The organism is Pedobacter soli, assembly GCF_900101435.1.
Taxonomy (GTDB): Bacteria; Bacteroidota; Bacteroidia; order Sphingobacteriales; family Sphingobacteriaceae; genus Pedobacter; species Pedobacter soli.
Genome location: NZ_FMZH01000015.1, coordinates 74,570 through 96,658 on the forward strand (window position 1 = coordinate 74,570; position 22,089 = coordinate 96,658).

Below are 22,089 nucleotides of genomic sequence, written 5' to 3' on the forward strand. Positions count from 1 at the left end.
TTTTGCAAAATAACTAAAAATAAACCCATACTTACAGGCAAAAAATGGTACAAGGCAAAGATGTTGTAAAAGCAAGTGGATTGGTGTATGTAACTGACAGTATGCCTGGGATATACCGGAAAGGCAAACCTGGTAAGTTTCATTATACAGATAAAGATGGAAATAAAATTACCGATGAGAAACACCTCGGGCGGATTAAAGCGCTTGTAATACCACCCGCCTGGCAAAACGTTTGGATTGCCAATAAACCCAATGCCTATTTACAGGTTACGGGAATTGATGCCGCCGGGCGCAAGCAATACAAATACCACGCAAAATGGACCAGTCGCCGCGCTGAAGATAAATATTTTCGTCTGCTCGAATTTGGAAAAGCCCTGCCCAATGCACGGAAAAACCTGCAGAAAGATCTTCGCCGAAAAGATTTCGACGAGCGTAAAGTACTGGCTATTTCTGTTGATGTACTCCAAAAAACACTGATTAGAGTAGGGAACGAGAGTTACAAGCAATTGTATGGCTCTTTTGGACTTACCACCTTGCGCGATAAGCATGTAAAAATAAATGGAAGTAAGATTTCCATGGATTTTGTGGGCAAAAAAGGAGTACAGCAAAAAGTAGAGCTGAACGATCGCACACTGGCTAAATTGGTAAAAAAATGCAGGGATATTCCGGGGCAGGAACTTTTTCAGTTTTATACTAATGGCAGCGAACATAAAAGCATCGATTCGGGCAAAATAAATGCCTACATTAAAGAAATTACCGGCGATGATTTTACAGCAAAAGATTTCAGAACCTGGGGCGGAACCCTCGAGGCCATGCGGCAGTTTGCCCAGTGCCAGATTAATGAAAATGCCGGTTTAAACAGTAAAAAAACAATTGTGGCTGTTTTAGATTGTGTGGCAAAGAAACTGGGCAATACCCGGGCGGTATGCAAGAGTTCGTATGTTTACCCACTTTTACTCACCGCTTACGAGAACAATGAGCTTGAAAAATACCTGAAAAAGATAAATAACAATTCGTATAAGGGCAAGGTAGGTCTGGAGCACAACGAAAAGGTGTTATTATCTTTCTTAAAATCAGCTAGCAAGTAAAAAAAGCAATTATATTTGTTTTTTATCCTTTTATGCAAATCAACCTCGACGATACAGCCAATATTTTCAATACGCTTATAGAAGAGTCTCCAATGCCAATAGCGCTCTATATTGGCGAAAATATGGTTATTCAGGTGGCCAATAGGGCCATACTTAAAGCCTGGGGCAGAGATGCATCAGTAATAGGTCAGGAACTGGCCCTTGCATTGCCCGAGTTAAAAGATCAGCCCTTTCTCGGTATCCTGAATCAGGTAAGAACTACCGGGGTAGCTTACGAAGCCAAAGAAGATAAGGTGCTACTTTTAAACAATAACGTACTTCAAACCTATTATTTCGATTTTATATATAAACCCTTAAAGGATACCGACGGAAATGTTTGGGGCATTTTAAATAATGCTACCGATGTTACCGAGCTGGTAAATGCCAAGTTTAAAGTTGAGCAAAGTGAGGCACTGTTTCGGCAAATGATTTATGATGCCCCGGTGGCCATTGGCATTTTGAGGGGGAGAGATTTGATTATTGAAGACGCCAACGATGATTTGCTGAAAATATGGGGAAAAAGTAAAGCTGTAATTGGTTTAAAACTTTTAGATGGACTACCCGAAATTATCGGCCAGCCTTTTCCAGATCTTTTAGATGAGGTTTACAATAGCGGTGTTGCACATTATGGTTACGAAACCATGGCCCGGCTGGAGCGAAATGGGATTTTAGGTGATTTTTATTTCAATTTTGTTTACGATCCGATTTTTGGTCAGGATGGACAGGTTTCGGGTATTATGGTAGTAGCCAATGAAGTTACCGGACAGGTTATCTCAAAAATGGAAGCTGCAAAAAGTGAGGAGCGCTTTCGTAATTTCATGTACGATATACCGATGGCCACCGCGTATTACGAAACAGAAAATCTCATCATCAGGCTGGCTAACGATGAAATGCTCCGTTTTTGGGGTAAAGATAAAAGTATAATCGGTAAAACTGTTGTAGAAGCAATCCCCGAATTGAACGTACAGCCATTTGTAAGTATTCTACAAGAGGTATACCGAACCGGAATAACCTATCATGCCGATCAGGAAGAAGCCCGTTTAATTGTTGATGGCAAAGAACAAAAACGCTGGTTCAGCTTTACTTACAAGCCGCTTAAAGATGCAGATGGCCAGGTTTATGCCATTATCCACGCCGCAGTGGATGTAACCAAGCAAGTGCAGTTACAGCAGCAAAAAGACGAATTTTTGGGTATTGCCAGTCACGAATTAAAAACACCTGTTACCAGTATTAAAGCCTATGCGCAGGTGCTCGAGCGGATGATCAGGAACGAAGGTGATGAGAAAAAGGCCAATATGGTGCATAAAATGGATCTCCAGTTAAACCGCTTAACCGGCCTGATCGGCGATTTACTGGATGTGACCAAAATTCAGTCGGGTAAAATGACCTTTAACCCGGTTGAATTTGACTTTGATGCTGCGGTTGAAGAGATTGTGGAGGAAATGCAGCACATTAGTTCTAAACATAAAATCATTTGTGCTTTAGCCAGTAAGGCCATTGTTTTTGCAGATAAAGAACGCATTGGACAGGTTATTACCAATTTTCTCTCGAATGCAATTAAATACTCTACTGATGCCAGTGAGGTAGAAGTTACAACTTTTAGTCAGGATGGCGAAGTAATACTAAGCGTTAAAGATTACGGCATCGGAATTTCGAAAGATATGCAACACCTGGTGTTCGACCAGTTTTATCGTGTTGACGGAAATTTACAACATACCTACCCCGGTTTGGGTTTAGGCCTTTATATCTCGGCCGAAATTATAAAAAGTGAAGGTGGCCGGATTTGGCTTGAAAGTACTGCCGGGCAAGGCGCTACTTTTTTCTTTGCACTAAACATAAAATTGTTCAGATAATACAGTTGGCTGCAATCTGAACGATCGATTATGTTTTTGGTGCTTTTTTTATCGGATGTACCGGTTGCTCTTCGTTTTCGCGCTGCTTAGCCGGATTATTCGTTTTAACAGGCTTGTTGGGTAAGCTGTCGTTTTCTTTTCTCACCGTTTTATGGTCAACAGGCTCTCTGCCTTTTGGAACCTCTTCCTGATAATTGCTTCCAGGTTTATCGCTTTTAACTTTTGGACCGCTCATATTGTTAATTGTTAATGTTAAAAGGTTTTAAGGTTGAAATGTTGCTAGCACCCAGCCAAATCCTTTAATTAATAACAATGCTTTAGCGGTTAAGTTTGAAAAATTGCGCTTTCCATTCACTCAGCCATCCAATAATTTACTCGATGCGTCTTTACGGATAAAGCAGATACTTTTTACGCATGGTTTTGTAAGCACTCAGCCCTGGTTCCCAGCTGGCCCTGATTTCGGCTTCGCTTTTTCCATCAATAATCTGTTGCCTGAAATCGCCAGAGCCAACCAATTTTTCAATGGTGCCCATTTCTTTGCTTAGTTTAGAGTTAAAAAAGTCTTCTTTTTTAGGCGATGCCTGATACAGTGAAATTAACCACGATAAATTAACCTGTTTGCTTTTGCGTAGTTCGGCCGTATCGTAGGTTCTTAAATCCAGTCCGTAACAAACCTGATCCTGAAACAAAGGTGTTTCCGACATACCTTTTATGCTGGTAGGGGTAAAGCTGAAATCGAATTTTCCTTTCAGGTAAGGTGCCCCAACAATAGTAAAGGGAAACTGGGTGCCACGACCATGGTTTAAATAAGTGCCTTCAAATAAACAGGTTGAAGGATAAAGCAGAATAGCTTGCTGTGTATTTAAGTTAGGCGATGGTTTAACCGGTAAGGTGTATTCCATATCATGGTTGTAATTGGCGTTTTTAATCACCGTAATCTTACACTTCACCTTATCTTTTAACCAGCCTTCGCCATTTAACATTTGCGCATATTCGCCAACGGTTAAACCATGTGCAATAGGAATAGGCTGTATGCCGATGCCCGATTTAAACTTAGGATCCAGAATTGGGCCATCAATTAAATAGCCGTTTGGGTTTGGCCGGTCTAAAATCAGCAACGTTTTTTTGTTGGCTGCACAGGCTTCCATAACATGTTGCAGGGTATTGATGTAGGTATAAAAACGAACACCCACATCCTGTATATCGAAAACCATAATGTCAATATCGGCCAGATCTTCAGCCGTTGGGGTACTGTGTTTACCGTAAAGTGAAATGGCTTTGATACCGGTTTTGGTATCAACATCATCATTAACCGTAACGCCGGCACTTGCATTTCCTCTAAATCCATGTTCGGGGCCAAATATTTTCTGGATTTTAACGCCTAATTTTAAGAGGCTGTCAACCGAGGTTTGTGTGCCAATTACTGAAGTAGGGTTAACCACCATACCCACCCGTTTACCTTTTAAAAGCGGCAGGTATAATTCGGTTTGCTCGGCACCGGTTTTAAGCGCTGATGGCAGTTTCATTTTCCTGATCATCAGTTTTTTGTTTTCCAGGCCTTTGCCTGCAACTTCCTTTTCAAGCGGTTTGGGTTGTCCACAGGCCGATAAGGCAATTAAACTGGTTAAAGCAAAGCTGAGGTATTGTTTCATATCCGGTATATTCTAATCTTGCATGGCTGCGGCAAAACAATTTATCCTTGTTATTGGTATTGCTTTGGGCACGGCAGCATTATTGTTAAAGTTGCTTATTTATTTTCGAAAATGCCATTTTTTAAAAGGAATTGAGCATTTTTGTTACTTAGAAACCTGTTAAAATTGAATTTCGAATATTTTATAGCCGGGCGGATAGCCGTTAAATCAGAACGTACATTTTCAAAGCTTATCGTTCGTATTGCGATAGCGGGCGTAATGCTGAGTTTGGCGGTTATGATCCTCTCTATTGCCATCATTAAAGGCTTTAAAACCGAAATTAAGGATAAGGTACGTGGTTATTTGGGCGATGTACAAATTACACGCTACGATCTGAACAACTCGTTTGAGCATTCGCCATTTGTTTTAGATGATACCACTAAAAACGAGCTCAAAAATAATCCCAATATCGAATATTTTTATCCCTTTGCCACCAAGCCTGGTATTCTTTCGGCCAATAACGAAATAGAAGGAATAAATTTTAAAGGGGTAGATAAAAGTTATAACTGGTCTTACATTAAAAAACACCTGATTAGTGGCAGCATCATCAATTTTGCCGATAGCACAAAGGCCATGCAGGAATTATTGATTTCGAATTACACCGCCAATCGCCTAAAATTGAAAACGGGTGATGATTTTATCATGTATTTTGTACAGAACCAGTTGCGCCCGCGGAAGTTTAAAATTGTAGGCATTTACGATATTGGTGTAGAAGATATTGATAAGGGTTTTGTTTTGGGTAACCTGAATATTATTAAGCGTTTAAATAATTGGGCGCATAACGAGATTGGTGGAATAGAAATCAGGATTAAGGATTTTAGCAAACTGCAGCCTGTTGCCGATGAGATTTATGAAAAACTGCCACGTAACCTGCGTTCTTTTTCTATTGAAGAAAACTTTCCCAATATTTTTACCTGGCTTGGGTTGTTAGATGTGAATACAAAAGTGTTATTAATTTTAATGCTGATTGTAGGAGTAATTAATATGGTTACCGCTTTGTTAATCATGATTTTAGAGCGTACCAACATGATTGGGATGCTTAAATCGTTTGGCGCCAGCAACTGGAGCATTATGAAGATTTTCCTTTACAATGCGGCTTACCTGATTGGAATAGGGCTATTGCTAGGCAATATTTTAGGCCTGGGTTTAGGTTTTTTTCAGCAGGCTACACATATTTTCAAACTTAACCAGGCATCCTATTTTTTAGCCTATGCACCAATCGAATTTCATTTTATTGATGTACTGCTACTCAATGTGGTAACGGTTGTGGTATGTTTAACTGTGTTGATTGTGCCTTCGCTGTTAATCAGCAAAGTTTCTCCGTTAAAAGCCATCCGTTTTAAATAGGGCATAAAAAAGCCTGGGTCATCAAATCAGATCATTTTCGACGCCCAGGCAACCTAAACCTAACTTTTTTATTCGTTCGCGTTAATTTGCTTTTTTTAAAATGTACTCATATTGCAGGTACACGTATGAGGTAGCTGCAGGGTTTTCGGAGGTAGCTGGCTTAAACTTCTTTTTAAGGGTGAGATCGGTAGCATTGCTTAAAACCTCATACTCTCCGTTTAAAATCATGTTCCAGTCAAAATCGGCGGTATATGCACCTTCATTAACAAAAACAGCCAGTCCTTTATTAAAGGTGTAAGTACCCGATCCTGCTGTGGGTTTACCGGTATTTTTGTAGGTGATGCTAAAACGCCCGTTTTTTAACGAAGCCGAAATAGGGTAGGTGTTCGGTACCGATTTTGCACTATTGGTTACAACCAGTAAACCTGTATAATCGCCATCGTTTACCACATCAACCTTGTCAGGCTTTTTACAGCCCAGCGATAGTCCCAGGGTAAATAACAGGATGGAGATTTTAGCTTTCATACTCCTTAAACGGAGACCGAAACCAAAACGCTACAGCTAAACTGAAATCCAGTCGGTTCCTTGTGTGCTATGCAGAAACTCTGTTCTGGGCGGTAGGTTTAAATAAGGGTAAGTTACCTTCGACAGATAAAGACCTGTAGGATGCGCCGGATCTAAAGTTTTGGGTGTTTGCAGGTTAATTAAAAGGCTTTCAAACTCATCCAAACTCAGTTCGCCTAATCCGGTTTTAAGGATTTTTCCCATTAAAATGCGGATCATTTTACTTAAAAAACGATTGCTGGCAATATGGAAGCGAATACGGTCGCCTTTTTCGTTCACAAATAAATCGGCTTCCATTACATTGCAAATGGTGTGTTCGTATTTATTGGGCTGGGTACAAAAGGCCCGGTAATCTTTGTATTGTGGAAGCAGATTTACAGCCGCTTTCATTTTTTGCAAATCCAGTTGCGGAGCCAGATAAAATGAGCTCTGGTTGCTTAAAAACGGATCTTTATAGGTATGGATAAAATAATCATACCTGCGCTGAACGGCATCGAAACGGGCATGTGGCAGGCCTTCCATTGGGATAATATCGAAAACAGCAATGTTTTGGGGTAAAGCTTTGTTTAAGCGGTAAAGCAAGTCAAAATCAAAGAGCTGATCGATATCGGCATGAAAGAAAAACTGACTGGCGTGTACATGCGCATCTGTTCGGCCGCAACCAATAATGGGAACAGGTTGTTTTAAAATTTTTTCCAATGCTTTTTCAATTACGGCTTGTACGCTAATGGCGCCCGGTTGTTTTTGCCAGCCGTTGTAATGCTGGCCCTGATAAGCAATGTGGAAGAAGTATCTCATTATTTTGGACTGCAATTTTACGGAAATTTTGGCATCAAGGGCATTAAATTCCTAATTTGCCGCTCAAATAACCGAAATGAACATTACTAATTGTCCCTGCGGAAGCGGTTTACTTTACCAAAACTGCTGTAAACCATATCATTTAAAACAAGAAAAGCCGCCTACTGCCGAAGCCTTAATGCGTTCGCGGTATTCTGCTTTTGTAGTTCACGATGGCGATTACCTGGTGGAAACCACACACAGCAGCAAAAGGAAAGGTAACAGCAAAGACGCCTATTTAAAAAGTGCAAAAAATACCAAATGGCTTAAACTCGAAATTGTGGGCGCAACTTTTGATACCGTAGAGTTTAAAGCTTATTACCTCAATAAGAAATTCCAAACCGAAGTATTGCACGAAAAATCGAACTTCAGGTTAGAAGATGGGAAGTGGTATTATGTGGATGGGGAGTTTTACTCATAATAAGAAATCACTAATGTTTTCAGGTGTTATCACTTTGGTTTCCACATCAAGATAAGCATTTAAGAACGTTTTTGGAAATTTAGCATTAGATTTAGGATTCCATTTAATTTCATAAGCACTCATTAATCCATTCCGTTCTTCAATGTAGTCAATCTCTTGCTGGGCATGTGTGCGCCAAAAATATTGGTTGCAGTTAATTTGTTGGTAGGCCAGAAATTTCACCCGTTCGCTAATAACAAAGTTTTCCCAAAGCGCACCTATATCCTGACGTAGCGCTGCAGGGCTAAATTGGTTAATGACCGCATTTCTGATACCATTATCATAAAAGTAAATCTTTCTGCTTTTCTTTAGCTCATTCCTTAAATTTCTACTTAGAGACCCTAATCTGAATATGATAAATGCTTTTTCGAGCAGATCAATATATTTTTCGGTCGTTTGATTATCCAAACCGGCTATTTGACCTAGTTCGTTGTATGATATCTCATTTCCGACCTGGAAAGCCAAAGCCTGCACCAGGCGCTCCATTTTATCGGGCTTCTGTATCTTTTCCCAGGTTAGGATATCTTTATACAGGTAGCTATCTGATAATTGTTTTAACCGGATTTCTTCTTCTCCAGGGTTGGTTACAATTTCGGGGTAATAGCCATAAACGAGGCGATGGTTTAATAATCTTTTCTCGGTAAGTAAACCATGTTCTGCTACCATTTCTCCAAATGAGAAAGGGAAGAGGTTATACTCCCATTTTCTACCGGTGAGCGGTTCATTGATGTGATTGGCCAATTCGAATGCTGATGAGCCTGTAGCCAGCACTTTTACATCTTTAAGCTGATCGATAATTAATTTGATCGATAAACCAATGTTATCAACTCTTTGCGCTTCATCAATAATTAAAGTTTTAGCCTTGCCAAGAAGTGCACGTAAAGATGTAGCTGTAGTATTGGTGAGTAAGGTTCTGATGTCAGCGTCATCTCCATTCCACCATGTTACAGGTTGAGCGAATTTTGAGGATAACTGATTTAAAAGCGTGCTCTTTCCAACTTGCCTGGGGCCTAATAAAATAATTGCTTTATTATCTTTCAGGTGTTTTTCAACTGAATCTGATATGGCTCTTAAAATCATAATCGCAAATTTAATATAAATTTTGCGAATGTAATCGCAAATTTCATATAAATTTTGCGAATGTAATCGCAAAATTAACAAAAATGCTTTTGCCTGATAGCATTACGAAAGCTAGAAATTATACCTTTTTCGCTTCGTTCCAATAGATATCCATTTCGGCAAGAGTCATATCACTCAGTGCTTTTCCGTTTTCTTTGGCCTTACTTTCGAGGTACTGAAAGCGTTTAATGAACTTTTTATTGGTTTTTTCGAGCGCGTTTTCGGGGTTGATGTTGATGAAGCGCGCATAATTGATTAATGAAAATAGTACATCGCCAAATTCCGATTCTGCTTTTTCCACGTCAATTGCGGTATTATCGGCTACATTAAATTCCGATTTAAATTCCTGTAACTCTTCTTCTACTTTTTCCCAAACCTGGTTTTTGTTTTCCCAGTCAAAGCCTACCCCGCGGGCTTTCTCCTGAATGCGCGCTGCTTTAACCAGTGCAGGCAGTGAACCAGGAACACCAGCCAGAACCGATTTGTTGCCTTCTTTGAGTTTGATTTGCTCCCAGTTGCGTTTTACATCTTCTTCGTTTTGTACGTCTACATCGCCATAAATATGCGGATGTCGGTTAACCAGTTTATCGCAAACGCCATTTAAAACATCAGTTATGTTAAATTCGTTGGTTTCCGAAGCAATGCGCGAATAAAAGACCAGGTGCATCATTACGTCGCCAAGTTCTTTTTTAATTTCATCCAAATCACCCTCTAATATCGCATCGCTTAACTCATAAGTTTCCTCAATGGTTAAATGGCGCAGGGTTTCCATGGTCTGTTTTTTATCCCACGGACATTGGGTGCGTAAGGTATCTAAAACGGTAAGCAGACGCATAAAGGCGTCGGCAGGATTATTTGCACTGGCAGGAATCGGATTATTAGGCATATTGATGGTGTTTGCAACAGGTTTTGTAATTAGCTGTTAACGGATGCTAAAATACCAAACCCAGGCGATTAAGAAAAGCTGAAAGGGGATTCTGAACCATAAATATTTAATACCTGGTCCAGGTTTGTATAAATCTTCGTAATTGATGCGGTGTTTGGCAGCGTAAATATTAGAAGGGACAACAGCGAGCAGAAAAACAACCAACGCTATGCCGGTATAGTGTCTGATACTTTCTATCTGGAGTGCAATGGCAAAAAGGATTTCCAGAACACCGGTAATGAGGATAATTTCTACCTTTTTAGGAATGAAAAGCGGAATCATAGCAGCCATGCTGGTTTTAAACTTGAAGTGACCAATAGCTGTAAAAAGCAGCATTACTCCCATAGCCATGTTACCTGCAAAAATATTTCCTTTATCGAAAGTGGTATGCCCACCAAAGGCAAGCAGGGCAACGTAAACAACGAGTAATACGAATAAAGGTTTCATGCTTCAAAGGTGTAAATTAACAAGCAGATCTGCTAAAAGACCGGTGTAATGGAGTTGTAAAAATTACGAAATTAAATTAAAAGCGATTAATATGGTGGCGATAAACAGCACCACCAATCCTGAAAGGAAGATAAAATCGGCTGTTTTTTCAAGCCTTTGACTTACGGAATCACCTTTTCTCATGGAAATAAAAGACAAGATACAGCTGGCCATAAACAGGATTACGGCTGCAACCGCAAACTCATCTATCACTGAACTATCGGCCAGATTCAGTTTTTTTAATGAAGTAAGTACGATAAAGCAAATGCCCAGCAAATTGGCCGAAGTACTTAAAATATGTGGAGAACGGTTTTCGGCCATGTTAATCTTTTTCTTCTAATTTAATCTTTTTGGTAATGCGATAAACCCGTTTTTTCTTCTCGGGCTTATGTTCTTCGCCCATTAAAATGCCCCAGGGTTTGAGATTGTCTATCCGGTCGAAAATGATTTTGAGCATGGCCAGGTACGGAATACACAAAAACATACCCGAAATACCCCAGATCATTTCGCCAACTACAATACCAATAAAGGCAAAAAGTGCATTGATTTTTACTTTAGAACCTACTACGAGCGGCATCAGCAGGTTACCATCAACGGCATGAACACCAACAAAAGCAATTAGAACCAATAAAACTTTACCGGCACCGGCAGTGGCGAAAGTAATTAAACAGCTAACCAATAAAGCGAAGAATATGCCGAGGTATGGTACCACGTTAAATATACCCGCTACCAGGCCTAATAAAACCGCATATTTTACGCCTAAAAGGCTTAATACGGTAATCATTAGTACGCTTACAATCAGCATTTGTAAAAACAAACCAATGATGTATTTTTTTATGATATACTGGATTTGCGAGACAATTTCGCTTACCTTTTCTTTGTGTTCTTCTTTAAATACCGAGGTTAAAAAAGTATACAATACCCGCCTGTAGTTGAGGATGAAAAAGGTAAACAACAAGGTAAAACCCAGAAATAGCAGGGTAGATGATAAAGTAGCCAATGTGGTTGCTACAATGGCGGCACTGGTAGCCAGTGCTTTTTCGGTGCTATCGTTCAGGTAGGCCAGTTGTTTTTCGGAGTTTACATGAAAGGTTTTCGAAATCCAATGTTGCAATTCATGGTAAGAAACATCGGCTTTTTCTTTTAACAGTGGCCAGTCGGCCCATAAATCGCTTAGCTGATTGCCAAAGAAATAAACAATGCCTCCAATTACAGCGATCATTAAAATTACTGAAACCAGGGTTGATAAACCTCTTTTAAACTTAAACCGCTGCTCTAAGAAATTGGCTACAGGTAGCAATAATATGCCCATTAAAAAGGAGAAAAGGAGCGGAGCGAGTAGCGATTGCCCTAAAATAGCAATGTAGGTTAAACTAATTAAACAGAAAAGTACCAGCGCAAGCTTAGGTAGAAATGATAGTTTGTCTTTCATAAAAAAATAAGTCCTGTTTAATACAAATGGTCTGACTAAATGTTTTAATCAATATTCGGTAAATACCTGTACAAAATATTAATATTATCTGTCTTTTTTGAAGAATATCAGAATTATAAAGAAGTAATAATTGGAGTGGTGTGAGAATATAAAGAATCTCTTATTTGAGATGATCGTCATCTCGACCCGATAGCTATCGGGTGAAGCGCAGTCCCGAGGTTAAGTCGGGAGAGAGATCTTTTATTAGATTTCTCGACTCCGCTGCGCTCCGCTCGAAATGACGGGTTTGGTGTGGGCTTCACTATTAAATCATTGCAATTCCACCTGGCGACCGTTGTAAGATTGCTTCGCAGGCTGAAAAAGCCTTCAACAATGACGGACTCTTGTGGTCTATAAAACCGTACAAGGATGATTATGGCAATAAAACTTTTAATAAACACTGGCTTTATCCAGCAACGAAATATCCTCAGCGCTGAGTTTTAAATTTGCAGCTTCGGTAAAAGATTTAAGCTGGTTTAAATCGGTAACACTGGCAATAGGCGCGGTAACCGAAGGGTGGTACATGAGCCAGGCCAAAGCTACTGAGGCCTGTTCTACACCATGTGTTTCTGCCACTTGGTCTAATGCGGCAAGTATTTTAAAACCCCGGTCGTTCAGATACTTTTTAGCACCGCTACCCCGCTGACTTTTGCTTAAATCGGCTTCGCTACGGTATTTTCCGCTTAAAAAGCCACTTGCCAGCGCATAATAGGTTACTACGCCTAAATTGTGCTCCAGGCAAATTTTTTCATGCTCCGCCTCAAATCCTTCGCGGTCGTACAGGTTGTAGCCGGGCTGGTAAACTTCGTAGCGGGGCAGATTGTGCTCGTTAGAAAAGATTAACGATTCTTTTAAGCGGTTGGCCGAAAAGTTCGAAGCCCCGATCCACCTCACTTTTCCTGCTTTAATCAATTCATCATAAGCACGAAGGGTTTCTTCAACAGGGGTGTTTTCGTCGTCATAGTGTGAGAAATAGAGGTCGATATAATCAGTTTGTAAGCGGTTAAGTGAATGTTCTACCTGATTAATGATGTAATCTCTTTTAAGCGATTTGCCTTGCCCCATATCAGAGCCTACTTTAGTGGCAATAATTACATCATGCCTTTTATTGTGCTTTTTTAACCAGTTACCAATAATGGTTTCTGATTCGCCACCCTTGTTGCCGGGCACCCAACGCGAATATACATCGGCCGTATCGATACAATTAAAGCCATTTTCGATAAAATGGTCTAAAATTTCGAATGATTTTGCCTCATCTATCGTCCAGCCAAAAACGTTACCGCCAAAAACAATAGGTGCTATATTTAAATCTGATTTTCCTAATATTCTTTTTTCCATGGTGTGAATTTTATATTAGGATTAACAAACAGAATGGGATGCGGTTTTAAGAAAACGTTCTTGTTACTGTCGGCGTTTGGTTAAGGCCGCGCTTAAAATTAAATACCATCTTCCATCTTACCTTTTACATGATCACATTCCCTTCACTGCCCTCAACATTTCCCTTTTTCCGGGGGCACCAGGTAATTTTTCGATAGTGAAACCACAGGCTTTTACGGCTCTTTTTAATTTTCCGGTAATGGCATAGGTTACAAAAGTGCCACCAGGCTTCAAAAAACTGCAGGCATGGGCAATAATTTCATCGCTCCACATTTCGGGTTGGTGTTGCACCGAAAAGGCATCGTAATAAATAATATCGAACTTTTTCGGCGTATTAAAAGTCGCTAAAGTAGTATGCGGAATTTCGAGCGTACTTAATGCCGAAAGTGATTGCGGGGCTTGAAGTGCAGCCTCGTAATTGGTTGTAAAGCTATTCCAAATGGCTTGTGGTACATAGGCTGAATAGCCTGTTTGCTCAATTAATCCGGTAGATAGGGGAAAAGCCTCAATGCTGGTATAATCGAGCTGAATGTTATTGGCCTCGCAATATTCGAGGGTTAAAATAAAGTTTAAACCTGTTCCAAAACCAACCTCCAGAATCGAAATTTCAGATTGCTTAGTTGCTACAAATTGCAAACCTGCACCTATAAATACGTGTTTGCTTTCTTGTAAAGCGCCATGTTTGCTGTGGTAATGCTCGCCAATGGTTTCGTTGTAAAGGGTATTCGAGCCATCGGCAGTAGGGGTAATAATATTCATGGGCCAGGATTTATTTTTTTGCAAGATAAATGATGCAAATATAGGATCATGATAAATAGGATTGTTGATTTTAGGATAAATTAGTTAGAAAATGGAAAAAGGATAAACAGGTTTTTTGGATTTCGAGACCATTAGTTTGAGATAGGAGAGGACAATTAATCCGCTTTAGTCTTTCAGCTTTGGTCTTCCTGCCCTGTTCTTCAGCCTCCCGGCCTCCGTCTTTTTCCCTTTCAGCTTTAATCTTTTCTGCTTAGCTTTGATCTTACCCTAAACCCTAAACCCTAAACCCTAAACCCTAAACCCTAAACCCTAAATATGGATATCGAAACATTCAGAGAATATTGTTTGAGTTTGCCTGGCACAACCGAAGGTATGAAATGGGGGCATTTGTGCTTCATGATTGAAGAGAAAATGTTTTTCATTATCGCCATTGATGAGGATAACAGCTTCTCGATCAAATGCGATCCTGAAGAGTTTGATGCCCTGACAGCCAGAGAAGGGATTCAACAGGCGCACCACATGGCCAAACGTCAATGGATCCGCGTAGCTAATTTAGAAGTTTTTAACGATACTGAACTTAAAAGCAGGGTAGAAGCATCACGCGCTATGGTCCTGGCTAAACTATCAAAGAAAGTTCAGGCTAAATACGTGTAGTTTATTCGCGGAGCCACAAAATCACTGAATTTCGCAGATACAATTTTCAGATAAGCGTTATTGCTCTGTTTTGGTTTCCTCTTTTTTCGAGTCGTCTTTTTTTATGCCTTTATCAGCATTTAATTCTTTCGACTTCATAATATTAAAACGGTACATGTCTTCGATTCCAACAAGTTTGCGGGTACATTTTTCAATATCTGTGCCTTCTTCCCAAAGGTAAGGGCGAAAGCTGTAGGTTTTAGTACCATCCAAATTGGCAATAAACTGGTTCCAGCTGCTCCAGCGTAAGCCTTTGTAGAATTTAGAGAGGTCGCTATCGAAACAAAAAATGAGAAATTCACCATAGCCGGCACCTAGTGGTTGCCAGGTTAAGCTGTTTGGTTCAAGGTAATACACATTTTTAATGTCTTTGCCCAGGCCGCCGTAATTAATGGCGAAGAAACCACCCACTGCATCATCGGCAATTAAAAGGTAAGGAATATTGTCACCATATTCTTTGATGGTTTTTCCTTTATTCCACTCAGAAACAGAACGGTTTAAGCGCTCACTTCCCGAACCTAAAATCCTGATCCAGCCGTTATCGACCATAATGCCACCAGTATTGTAAATTACCGAACCCAGGGTAGAGTAAGTAGAAATTTGCGTATTGTATAACACTTCTTTTGCTTTTGCCGAATCGATAGGCATAACCTCTACCTTGTTTTTTGCCGAATCAATCCATTTTTTAACCATGGGCCATGCCGGATCCTTTTTATTGATTAATTCTTCGGCAGTAAACAGCTTGTTTTGTGCAAAACTGCTTAAAGAAAGAAAAGTTAAAGCCAGGATAGAAAGTGTTTTAATTGCGCTTTTCATGGGATGTGTAGAATGTTTTTTCAAAGATAGAATGATATTTAACAATAGCGGAAGGGAGCGGGATTAATTTTTGAAGGTTTACCAGAAATCAATAGAACGGAATGAAATGGACTGGGAGAAAAGGGTTAGCTGGTAACAGCTGACACCAGGTAAAAAGCAAACGCCCCAATTAAAAATTGGGGCGTTTGCAATATAAGGATGGTATATTGTGTTTTGGTGAGTGGAGGATGTTAGCACCTTCCGCCTTCAACCTTTAAACCTTCTACCTTAAATTACCACATTCTAATTCTGTCTTCTGGTTTTTTATATAATTTATCACCAGGTTTAACATCGAAGGCATTGTACCAGGCATCCATGTTTACAGGGGCTCCAATGGTACGGTAAGGACCCGGAGAGTGCGGATCGGTTTTAATTAACTGTGCAGCACTTTCAGGTAAAATGTTACCTCTCCAAACCTGTGCCCAGGCCAGGAAGAAACGTTGATCCGGCGTAAAACCATCTATTTTTTCGTTGCTTTGGCCTTGTTTGGTCATTTTGAATGCAGTATAAGCAGCATTTAAACCGCCCAAATCACCAATGTTTTCGCCCATGGTTAATTTACCAATTACATGCACGGTATCTAGTACGGTATAGGCATCAAACTGTTCGCCAAGGGCTTTGGTTTTGGCATCAAACTTAGCTTTGTCTTCGGCTGTCCACCAGTTTTTTAAGTTACCGGCAGCATCGTACTGGCTTCCGCTATCATCAAAACCATGGCTCATTTCGTGACCAATTACTGCACCAATACCACCGTAGTTAACGGCATCGTCAGCATTTGGATCGAAGAAAGGGAATTGTAAAATACCTGCAGGGAAAACAATTTCGTTCAGTGTTGGGCTGTAATACGCGTTAACCGTTGGCGGGGTCATACCAAAACGTTTACGATCAACAGGTTTACCTAACTGGTTAACCATTTCGTTATACCCCCAAACACTGGCATTACGCAGGTTTTGGAAGTAAGTATCTTTATTAATCACCAAACCATCGTAGTTTTTCCATTTTTCAGGGTAACCTACTTTAGGCGTAAAGGCATGTAATTTAGCCAATGCTTTTTGTTTGGTCTCGGGGCTCATCCACTCCAAACCGTTAATTCTGATTTCGAAGGCTTTGCGCAGGTTCACAATCATCTGGTTCATGCGTTCCTTAGCCTCTGGTTTAAAATATTTTGCCACATAAAGCTGGCCCAATAATTCGCCAATGGTGCCATCGGTTAATGATGACATGCGTTGCCAGCGAGGTGTTTGTACTTTTTGTCCGGTTTGTGCTTGTGTAAAGGCAAAACTAGCTTTTACAAATGGCGAGCTTAAGCTCGATGCCGATCCTTTTAAAATATTCCATTCCAGGTACGTCTTCCAGTCAGCAACTGAAACCGATTTTAACATACCGTCTAAACTGGCCATAAATTTAGGCGATGATACCAAAACGGTATCCTGACCTTTAATTTTAAATTTTGGTAAATAGGTTGACCAATTGATATCAGGTGTTTTGCTGTTCAGTTCGGCAACAGTAAGTTTGTTGTAAGTTGCATAAGGATCGCGCATTTCCAAACGGCTCATTTGTGCTTCTGCAAACTGCTTTTCGATTTTAAAAACCGTTGCTGCTTTTTGCCTGGCCTCTTCAGCACTGCTGCCGGTTAAGGTAAACAGGGTAACCATGTAAGTATCGTAAGCCTCGCGGATTTTAACACTACGCGCATCATCTTTTAAATAATAATCGCGATCAGGCAAAGAAGTACCACCCTGGCCAATGTTAACCATATATTTGTTTACGTTTTTACGATCCTGACTAACACCAACACCAAACATGGCGCCGCCTAAACCATTTACACGCATGTAAGCTACCTGATCTAAAACTCCTTTGATATCTTTAATCTGCTCAATTTTAGCTAAATCGGCTTTGATTGGAGTATAGCCTAATTTTTCGATGGTTAAACTATCCATAGCAGCGGTGTAAAAATCGCCAACCCTGCGTTTTACCGATCCGGCTGGTGCCGTTTTATCTGCTGCGGCATCTTCAACCAATGTTTTTACTGCATTAATGTTGAAATCGCGCAATTCGTTAAAAGAGCCCCAACGTGTTTCTTTAGCTGGAACAGGATTGTTTTTTATCCAGGTACCACTTGCATATTGGTAAAAATCATCGCCCGGCTTAACCGTTAAATCCATGTTCGCAGGATCGATAAATTTTTTGGTGGTTTGTGCGTTTGCAGAAAAGCCAGCAGCGACTATACCCAGCGCCGCAAAATATCTTTTCAAATTTTGGTATTTCATTCGCTTAAAATAAGTTAGTTTAAAGGCGAAATTTATGAAATACTAATTAATACCGTAGTAATATATTAGAAATATTACTTGTAAAACCAATAGTAGATTTTTGCCAGACCTAGTCGTCTGATCAAATCTGATGCTGAGAATGAGATTTTAATAGATTTCATCTGTTTTATATATTTAACTTTATGCTTCAGATGGATCCTGTGCCGATTGTTTTAATCGTTTCAGGATTCATGATTTTAAATCTTTTTATACACTATTAACATTTTTTAACAAATTTTATTGTGTGGCTGTAAAAATTATTGCTATTAAGAATGATTCAGGATAAACCATTTTTATTTTCCATAAATTTGATTCCAGATCGTTTTATATAGCTTAATAACGAATTATAGTATAATAGATAATGAGCCACTCCCACGATAATCACGATAGCTGTTGTAGCAGCAAAGCACATCCGGAACCCAAACATCAACATCATAACCATTCACATGGCGAGGGCGATGAACACGATCATGATCACGGTGGCGACCCATCTGCGTTTCAAACTTACCTGCCGGCGATCGTTACCCTTGCGATGTTGCTGATTGGAATTGCCTTCGATAATTTTTTTAAGGTACCCGCTTTTCAAACCATCAGGCCGTATTGGTACATCCTGGCTTATTTACCCGTTGGTTTGCCTGTTTTACGTGAAGTTTGGGAAACTTTTAAAGCTAAAGCCTTTTTTACCGAATTTTCTTTAATGTCTATCGCTACCATTGGCGCTTTTGCCATTGGCGAGTATCCTGAAGGGGTTGCCGTAATGCTTTTTTATACCATTGGCGAGCTTTTTCAAATGGCAGCCGTAAACCGGGCAAAAAGAAATATTTCGGCTTTGCTCGATGTGCGTGCTGATGTGGCACATGTGCTCAGAAATGGAAAGTATGAAGATGTAAACCCTGAAAAGGTAGCTATTGGAGAAACCATACAGGTTAAGGCTGGGGAGAAAATAGCTTTAGATGGCGAAATGCTCTCCGAAAAAAGTAGCTTTAATACTGCTGCGCTAACCGGCGAAAGCAAGCCCAAAACCATTAGCAAAGGCGATAGCGTTTTGGCTGGAATGCTTAACCTGGATAAGGTGATCGAAATAAAGGTTACCAAAGCGTTTGCTGATAGTGCTTTATCGCGGATATTGGAGATGGTGCAAAATGCGACTGCGCGTAAAGCCAAAACCGAGCTTTTTATCCGCAAGTTTGCTAAAGTTTATACACCTATTGTATTTTTCCTTGCATTAGCACTGGTTACTGTACCCATTTTAATTTTAGGTAGCGAATATCATTTTCAAACCTGGTTGTATCGGGCACTGGTGTTTCTGGTGATTTCTTGCCCTTGTGCTTTGGTCATTTCCATTCCGCTTGGTTATTTTGGCGGTATTGGTGCCGCATCGGCAAATGGTATTTTGTTTAAAGGATCGAATTTTTTAGAGTTGATTACCAAGCTCGATACCGTGGTGATGGATAAAACGGGAACACTTACCAAAGGTGTGTTCAAAGTCCAGAAAATAGAAAGTACCATTAACGAAAAGGAGTTTTTAAGCTACCTGACTGCTGTAGAAGCTAAATCAACCCACCCCATTGCCAAAGCGATTGTGGATTATGCTGACGGAGCAGAACTTCATCCGGCCACCAATCTCGAAGAAATTGCCGGGATGGGCCTGAAAGGTACTGTAAATGGCAAAACGGTTTTAGCCGGAAACGCTAAGCTTTTGAGAAAATTCAATATTCCTCCAGATCTGAGCATACAAGATATAGAAGAAAGTATCGTGGTACTGGCGGTTGATGGACAATATGTTGGATATGTTTTAATTGCTGATGAGATTAAAGAAGATGCCGCTGCTGCCGTTAAACAATTGCACGAAAACGGCGTAAAACAGGTGGTAATGCTGAGTGGTGATAAAACTTCAATAGTTAAAAAAGTGGCTGGTCAATTGAGCATAGATCAATATTATGGCGATTTATTGCCTGAAGATAAGGTAGCCAACCTCGAAAAAATTAAGAGGGATAAAACCAAGGTCATTGCTTTTGTAGGCGATGGCATTAACGATACCCCGGTGCTGGCCATTAGCGATATTGGAATTGCCATGGGCGCAATGGGGAGCGACGCAGCTATCGAAACCGCAGATGTGGTGATCCAAACCGACCAGCCTTCTAAAATTGCTACCGCGATTAAAATTGGTAAAGCCACCAAAAATGTAGTGATCCAGAATATTGTGTTGGCTTTTGCCGTTAAAGCTTTGGTTTTAATTTTGGGCGCCGGTGGGCTGGCAACGATGTGGGAAGCTGTTTTTGCAGATGTTGGGGTGGCTTTGCTGGCAATATTAAATGCTGTTCGGATTCAGAAAATGAAATTTTAGTGCATATTGCAGATTAATCTTTTATCATTAAGGAATTAAGAAAGTTAAGGATTTGAATGAAGCTTAAATGTGTTTAACTTCTTAATGGTGAGTAAAATGCAGGTTAGTTTTTTATCATTAAAGGATTAAGATAGTTAAGGAATTAATGAAGTTTTTTAATGTTCTTAACTTCTTAATGGTGAATAAAATGCAGGTTAATTTTTTATCATTAAGGGATTAAGATAGTTAAGGAGTTAATGAAGTTTTTATTTGCTTAACTTCTTAATGGTGAATAAAATATATGTTTAAAAGTAACATGTAAATTGCTATAAAATTTAGTATATTTGGGTGTGTCTGAATCTAAACCATATCCAATTCTGAGCGACGACGAACCTGTGCGTGCTTTTAATGATATAGACGGATCGTTAACCTATAGCTATGCCAATTATTTAAATTGGCTTTTCCCGGAGAGGGTGGAATTGGTTGAGGGTAAGGTTTTTAAAATGAGTCCGGCGCCATCAAGGGTACATCAGGGAATTGTGCGGAATATTTCAAATGCTTTGGTTAACTATCTCAAGGGTAAGCCATGCCAGGTGTATTTTGCCCCTTTCGATGTACGTTTCCCTAAAGAGAGCAAAGCCGATAAAGATGTATACACTGTTTTGCAGCCAGATATTTGCGTAATTTGTGATAAAAGTAAGCTCGATGACCGTGGCTGCATAGGTGCACCCGATATTGTAGTGGAGATTTTATCGCCGGGTAACACTAAAATGGAACTCCTGCATAAATACCGCATTTACGAAGCGTTCGGCGTAAAAGAATATTGGGTGGTAAGCCAAAGCGATCAGAGTATACTCATTTATACCCTCCAGGATTATGGTAAATTCCAGCCGTCTAAAATTTTTACACTAAGCGAAAAAGTAACTTCTTCGGTTTTACCAGGGTTCGAACTCTTTTTAAATGATGTTTTCGAAGATTTAGGTTAATTATTGTTTGGACTCTTGGCGGCTGGCATTGTTCAAAAATACAATTGCGGTTAACACACAAATCAACACAAAGTTATACTCTACACCGTTTCTGCCTCCGCCTACTACAAACCAGCCTTCTTTAAAGTGTACCATAATAATGCCTGTTATTAAAACAAATATGCTGGCAAAACAGGCCAGGCGGATGTATTTGTTAAGCACCAGCAATATTGCGCAAAACACATGCGAGAGTTTAATACTCCAGGCAATAGCCACACCAAAAGGGGCAAAGCCAACTTTGTTCAGGTATAAATTGCCAAAATCATTAATACCGCCATCAAACATGCCAAACACACTGTGCGATAATAAGATAATCGCTATAGCATAACGTAAAATGGCATAAGCTACTTTAGAATTGTTAATATTCATGGTAATTTAAATGGTGTATTATACTAAAATACACTTATTTATTAGACTATTGTGGTATTAGCTGTTCCCATCTGGCATTGAATTAATATTATTCTTTTTGCCTTGAAACACGGAATTTACAGATTAAAGGCGGTTTGTATTTAAAGCATCATTTATAATAGCACGATCCTGTGTTTCTAAACCTGTATTCTATGGTTTTTGCAAATAAATTTTGAAATATTTTATGCTGCGAAATTCAAATCTTTCTCATATGGCCTATCTTTTAGTACCGCAGCAAATGCCCTACTGATTAGTTTATTTCTAAGTACATTTAGGATGGATGAGTGATGTTTACCTTCCTTTATTTTCCTATCATAGTATCTTTTGAATTCATTGTCTTTTTTTATGGTGTTTAAGGCACACATCGTTAACAAGGTTTTTATTCTTTTATTTGCCAAATGACTGACTTTTGGTTTTCCTTTCAATGTTGTACCGGATGTATTACCAAAAGGTGCTA

At 39.8% G+C, this 22,089-nt stretch carries 22 protein-coding genes; 7 read left to right on the forward strand and 15 right to left on the reverse strand.

What is annotated here, in order from left to right:
- Positions 1-44: 44 nt before the first annotated feature.
- Together BLR37_RS22565 and BLR37_RS22570 are read left to right on the forward strand one after the other, a co-directional pair.
- Complete coding sequence (locus BLR37_RS22565; protein ID WP_090772619.1) at positions 45-1,088, forward strand: DNA topoisomerase IB; 1,044 nt, start codon at positions 45-47, stop codon at positions 1,086-1,088.
- 32 nt (positions 1,089-1,120) lie between these two features.
- Positions 1,121-2,980 carry a PAS domain-containing sensor histidine kinase gene (locus BLR37_RS22570; protein WP_090772621.1) on the forward strand — a complete coding sequence of 620 codons (1,860 nt, stop codon included), beginning with the start codon at positions 1,121-1,123 and terminating at the stop codon, positions 2,978-2,980.
- Between the two features lie 28 nt (positions 2,981-3,008).
- Here BLR37_RS22570 and BLR37_RS22575 read toward each other — a convergent pair whose 3' ends face one another.
- Positions 3,009-3,215, reverse strand: coding sequence for a hypothetical protein (locus tag BLR37_RS22575; RefSeq protein WP_090772623.1), 207 nt, complete (start codon positions 3,213-3,215; stop codon positions 3,009-3,011).
- Positions 3,216-3,366: 151 nt separating this feature from the next.
- The gene (locus BLR37_RS22580; RefSeq protein WP_425262020.1) at positions 3,367-4,518 is read right to left on the reverse strand and encodes an exo-beta-N-acetylmuramidase NamZ family protein; all 1,152 of its coding nucleotides are present in this window, start codon (positions 4,516-4,518) and stop codon (positions 3,367-3,369) included.
- Between the two features lie 279 nt (positions 4,519-4,797).
- Here BLR37_RS22580 and BLR37_RS22585 point away from each other — a divergent pair, with 279 nt between their 5' ends.
- Positions 4,798-6,018 carry an ABC transporter permease gene (locus BLR37_RS22585; RefSeq protein ID WP_090772627.1) on the forward strand — a complete coding sequence of 407 codons (1,221 nt, stop codon included), beginning with the start codon at positions 4,798-4,800 and terminating at the stop codon, positions 6,016-6,018.
- An 81-nt stretch (positions 6,019-6,099) separates the two neighbouring features.
- Here BLR37_RS22585 and BLR37_RS22590 read toward each other — a convergent pair whose 3' ends face one another.
- Positions 6,100-6,543: a hypothetical protein gene (locus tag BLR37_RS22590; protein ID WP_090772629.1), complete on the reverse strand. Its 444-nt coding sequence runs from the start codon at positions 6,541-6,543 to the stop codon at positions 6,100-6,102.
- A 36-nt stretch (positions 6,544-6,579) separates the two neighbouring features.
- Positions 6,580-7,380 carry a tRNA pseudouridine(38-40) synthase TruA gene (gene truA, locus BLR37_RS22595; protein WP_090772631.1) on the reverse strand — a complete coding sequence of 267 codons (801 nt, stop codon included), beginning with the start codon at positions 7,378-7,380 and terminating at the stop codon, positions 6,580-6,582.
- Positions 7,381-7,456: 76 nt separating this feature from the next.
- Here truA and BLR37_RS22600 point away from each other — a divergent pair, with 76 nt between their 5' ends.
- Entirely contained in the window at positions 7,457-7,840 is a 384-nt protein-coding gene (locus BLR37_RS22600; RefSeq protein WP_090772633.1) for a YchJ family protein, read from the forward strand.
- On the opposite strand, the gene BLR37_RS22605 is transcribed toward BLR37_RS22600, so the two are convergent.
- The 7 genes from BLR37_RS22605 to mnmC2 all read right to left on the reverse strand — a co-directional run bounded on the left by BLR37_RS22605 (position 7,835) and on the right by mnmC2 (position 14,016).
- The gene (locus BLR37_RS22605; RefSeq protein WP_090772635.1) at positions 7,835-8,959 is read right to left on the reverse strand and encodes an ATP-binding protein; all 1,125 of its coding nucleotides are present in this window, start codon (positions 8,957-8,959) and stop codon (positions 7,835-7,837) included. The two genes, BLR37_RS22600 and BLR37_RS22605, sit on opposite strands and share 6 nt — an antisense overlap.
- 118 nt (positions 8,960-9,077) lie before the next feature.
- Entirely contained in the window at positions 9,078-9,884 is an 807-nt protein-coding gene (gene mazG / locus BLR37_RS22610) for a nucleoside triphosphate pyrophosphohydrolase (protein ID WP_090772637.1), read from the reverse strand.
- Between the two features lie 36 nt (positions 9,885-9,920).
- Positions 9,921-10,370, reverse strand: coding sequence for a DoxX family protein (locus tag BLR37_RS22615; RefSeq protein WP_090772639.1), 450 nt, complete (start codon positions 10,368-10,370; stop codon positions 9,921-9,923).
- A 63-nt stretch (positions 10,371-10,433) separates the two neighbouring features.
- On the reverse strand, positions 10,434-10,730 hold the full coding sequence (locus BLR37_RS22620; protein WP_090772642.1) for a hypothetical protein: 297 nt from the start codon (positions 10,728-10,730) through the stop codon (positions 10,434-10,436).
- Position 10,731: 1 nt separating this feature from the next.
- Positions 10,732-11,841 carry an AI-2E family transporter gene (locus BLR37_RS22625; protein WP_090772644.1) on the reverse strand — a complete coding sequence of 370 codons (1,110 nt, stop codon included), beginning with the start codon at positions 11,839-11,841 and terminating at the stop codon, positions 10,732-10,734.
- A gap of 429 nt (positions 11,842-12,270) precedes the next feature.
- On the reverse strand, positions 12,271-13,218 hold the full coding sequence (locus BLR37_RS22630; RefSeq protein WP_090772646.1) for an aldo/keto reductase: 948 nt from the start codon (positions 13,216-13,218) through the stop codon (positions 12,271-12,273).
- Between the two features lie 132 nt (positions 13,219-13,350).
- Positions 13,351-14,016, reverse strand: a complete 666-nt coding sequence (gene mnmC2, locus BLR37_RS22635) for a tRNA (5-methylaminomethyl-2-thiouridine)(34)-methyltransferase MnmC2 (RefSeq protein WP_090772648.1) — start codon at positions 14,014-14,016, stop codon at positions 13,351-13,353.
- A gap of 315 nt (positions 14,017-14,331) precedes the next feature.
- Here mnmC2 and BLR37_RS22640 point away from each other — a divergent pair, with 315 nt between their 5' ends.
- Positions 14,332-14,670, forward strand: coding sequence for an MmcQ/YjbR family DNA-binding protein (locus tag BLR37_RS22640; RefSeq protein ID WP_090772651.1), 339 nt, complete (start codon positions 14,332-14,334; stop codon positions 14,668-14,670).
- Positions 14,671-14,727: 57 nt separating this feature from the next.
- On the opposite strand, the gene BLR37_RS22645 is transcribed toward BLR37_RS22640, so the two are convergent.
- Positions 14,728-15,525, reverse strand: coding sequence for a DUF2625 family protein (locus BLR37_RS22645; RefSeq protein ID WP_208599715.1), 798 nt, complete (start codon positions 15,523-15,525; stop codon positions 14,728-14,730).
- Positions 15,526-15,797: 272 nt separating this feature from the next.
- Positions 15,798-17,834, reverse strand: coding sequence for a M13 family metallopeptidase (locus tag BLR37_RS22650; RefSeq protein ID WP_090772653.1), 2,037 nt, complete (start codon positions 17,832-17,834; stop codon positions 15,798-15,800).
- A 400-nt stretch (positions 17,835-18,234) separates the two neighbouring features.
- Here BLR37_RS22650 and BLR37_RS22655 point away from each other — a divergent pair, with 400 nt between their 5' ends.
- Positions 18,235-20,220, forward strand: coding sequence for a heavy metal translocating P-type ATPase (locus tag BLR37_RS22655; RefSeq protein WP_090772655.1), 1,986 nt, complete (start codon positions 18,235-18,237; stop codon positions 20,218-20,220).
- Positions 20,221-20,549: 329 nt separating this feature from the next.
- Positions 20,550-21,185: a Uma2 family endonuclease gene (locus BLR37_RS22660; RefSeq protein WP_244154735.1), complete on the forward strand. Its 636-nt coding sequence runs from the start codon at positions 20,550-20,552 to the stop codon at positions 21,183-21,185.
- Here the strand turns inward: BLR37_RS22660 and BLR37_RS22665 are convergent, their stop codons facing one another.
- Entirely contained in the window at positions 21,186-21,593 is a 408-nt protein-coding gene (locus BLR37_RS22665; RefSeq protein WP_090772657.1) for a DoxX family protein, read from the reverse strand.
- A 221-nt stretch (positions 21,594-21,814) separates the two neighbouring features.
- Positions 21,815-22,089, reverse strand: a 275-nt coding sequence (locus BLR37_RS22670) for a transposase (RefSeq protein ID WP_143009651.1), incomplete at its 5' end; no start/stop codon positions are given.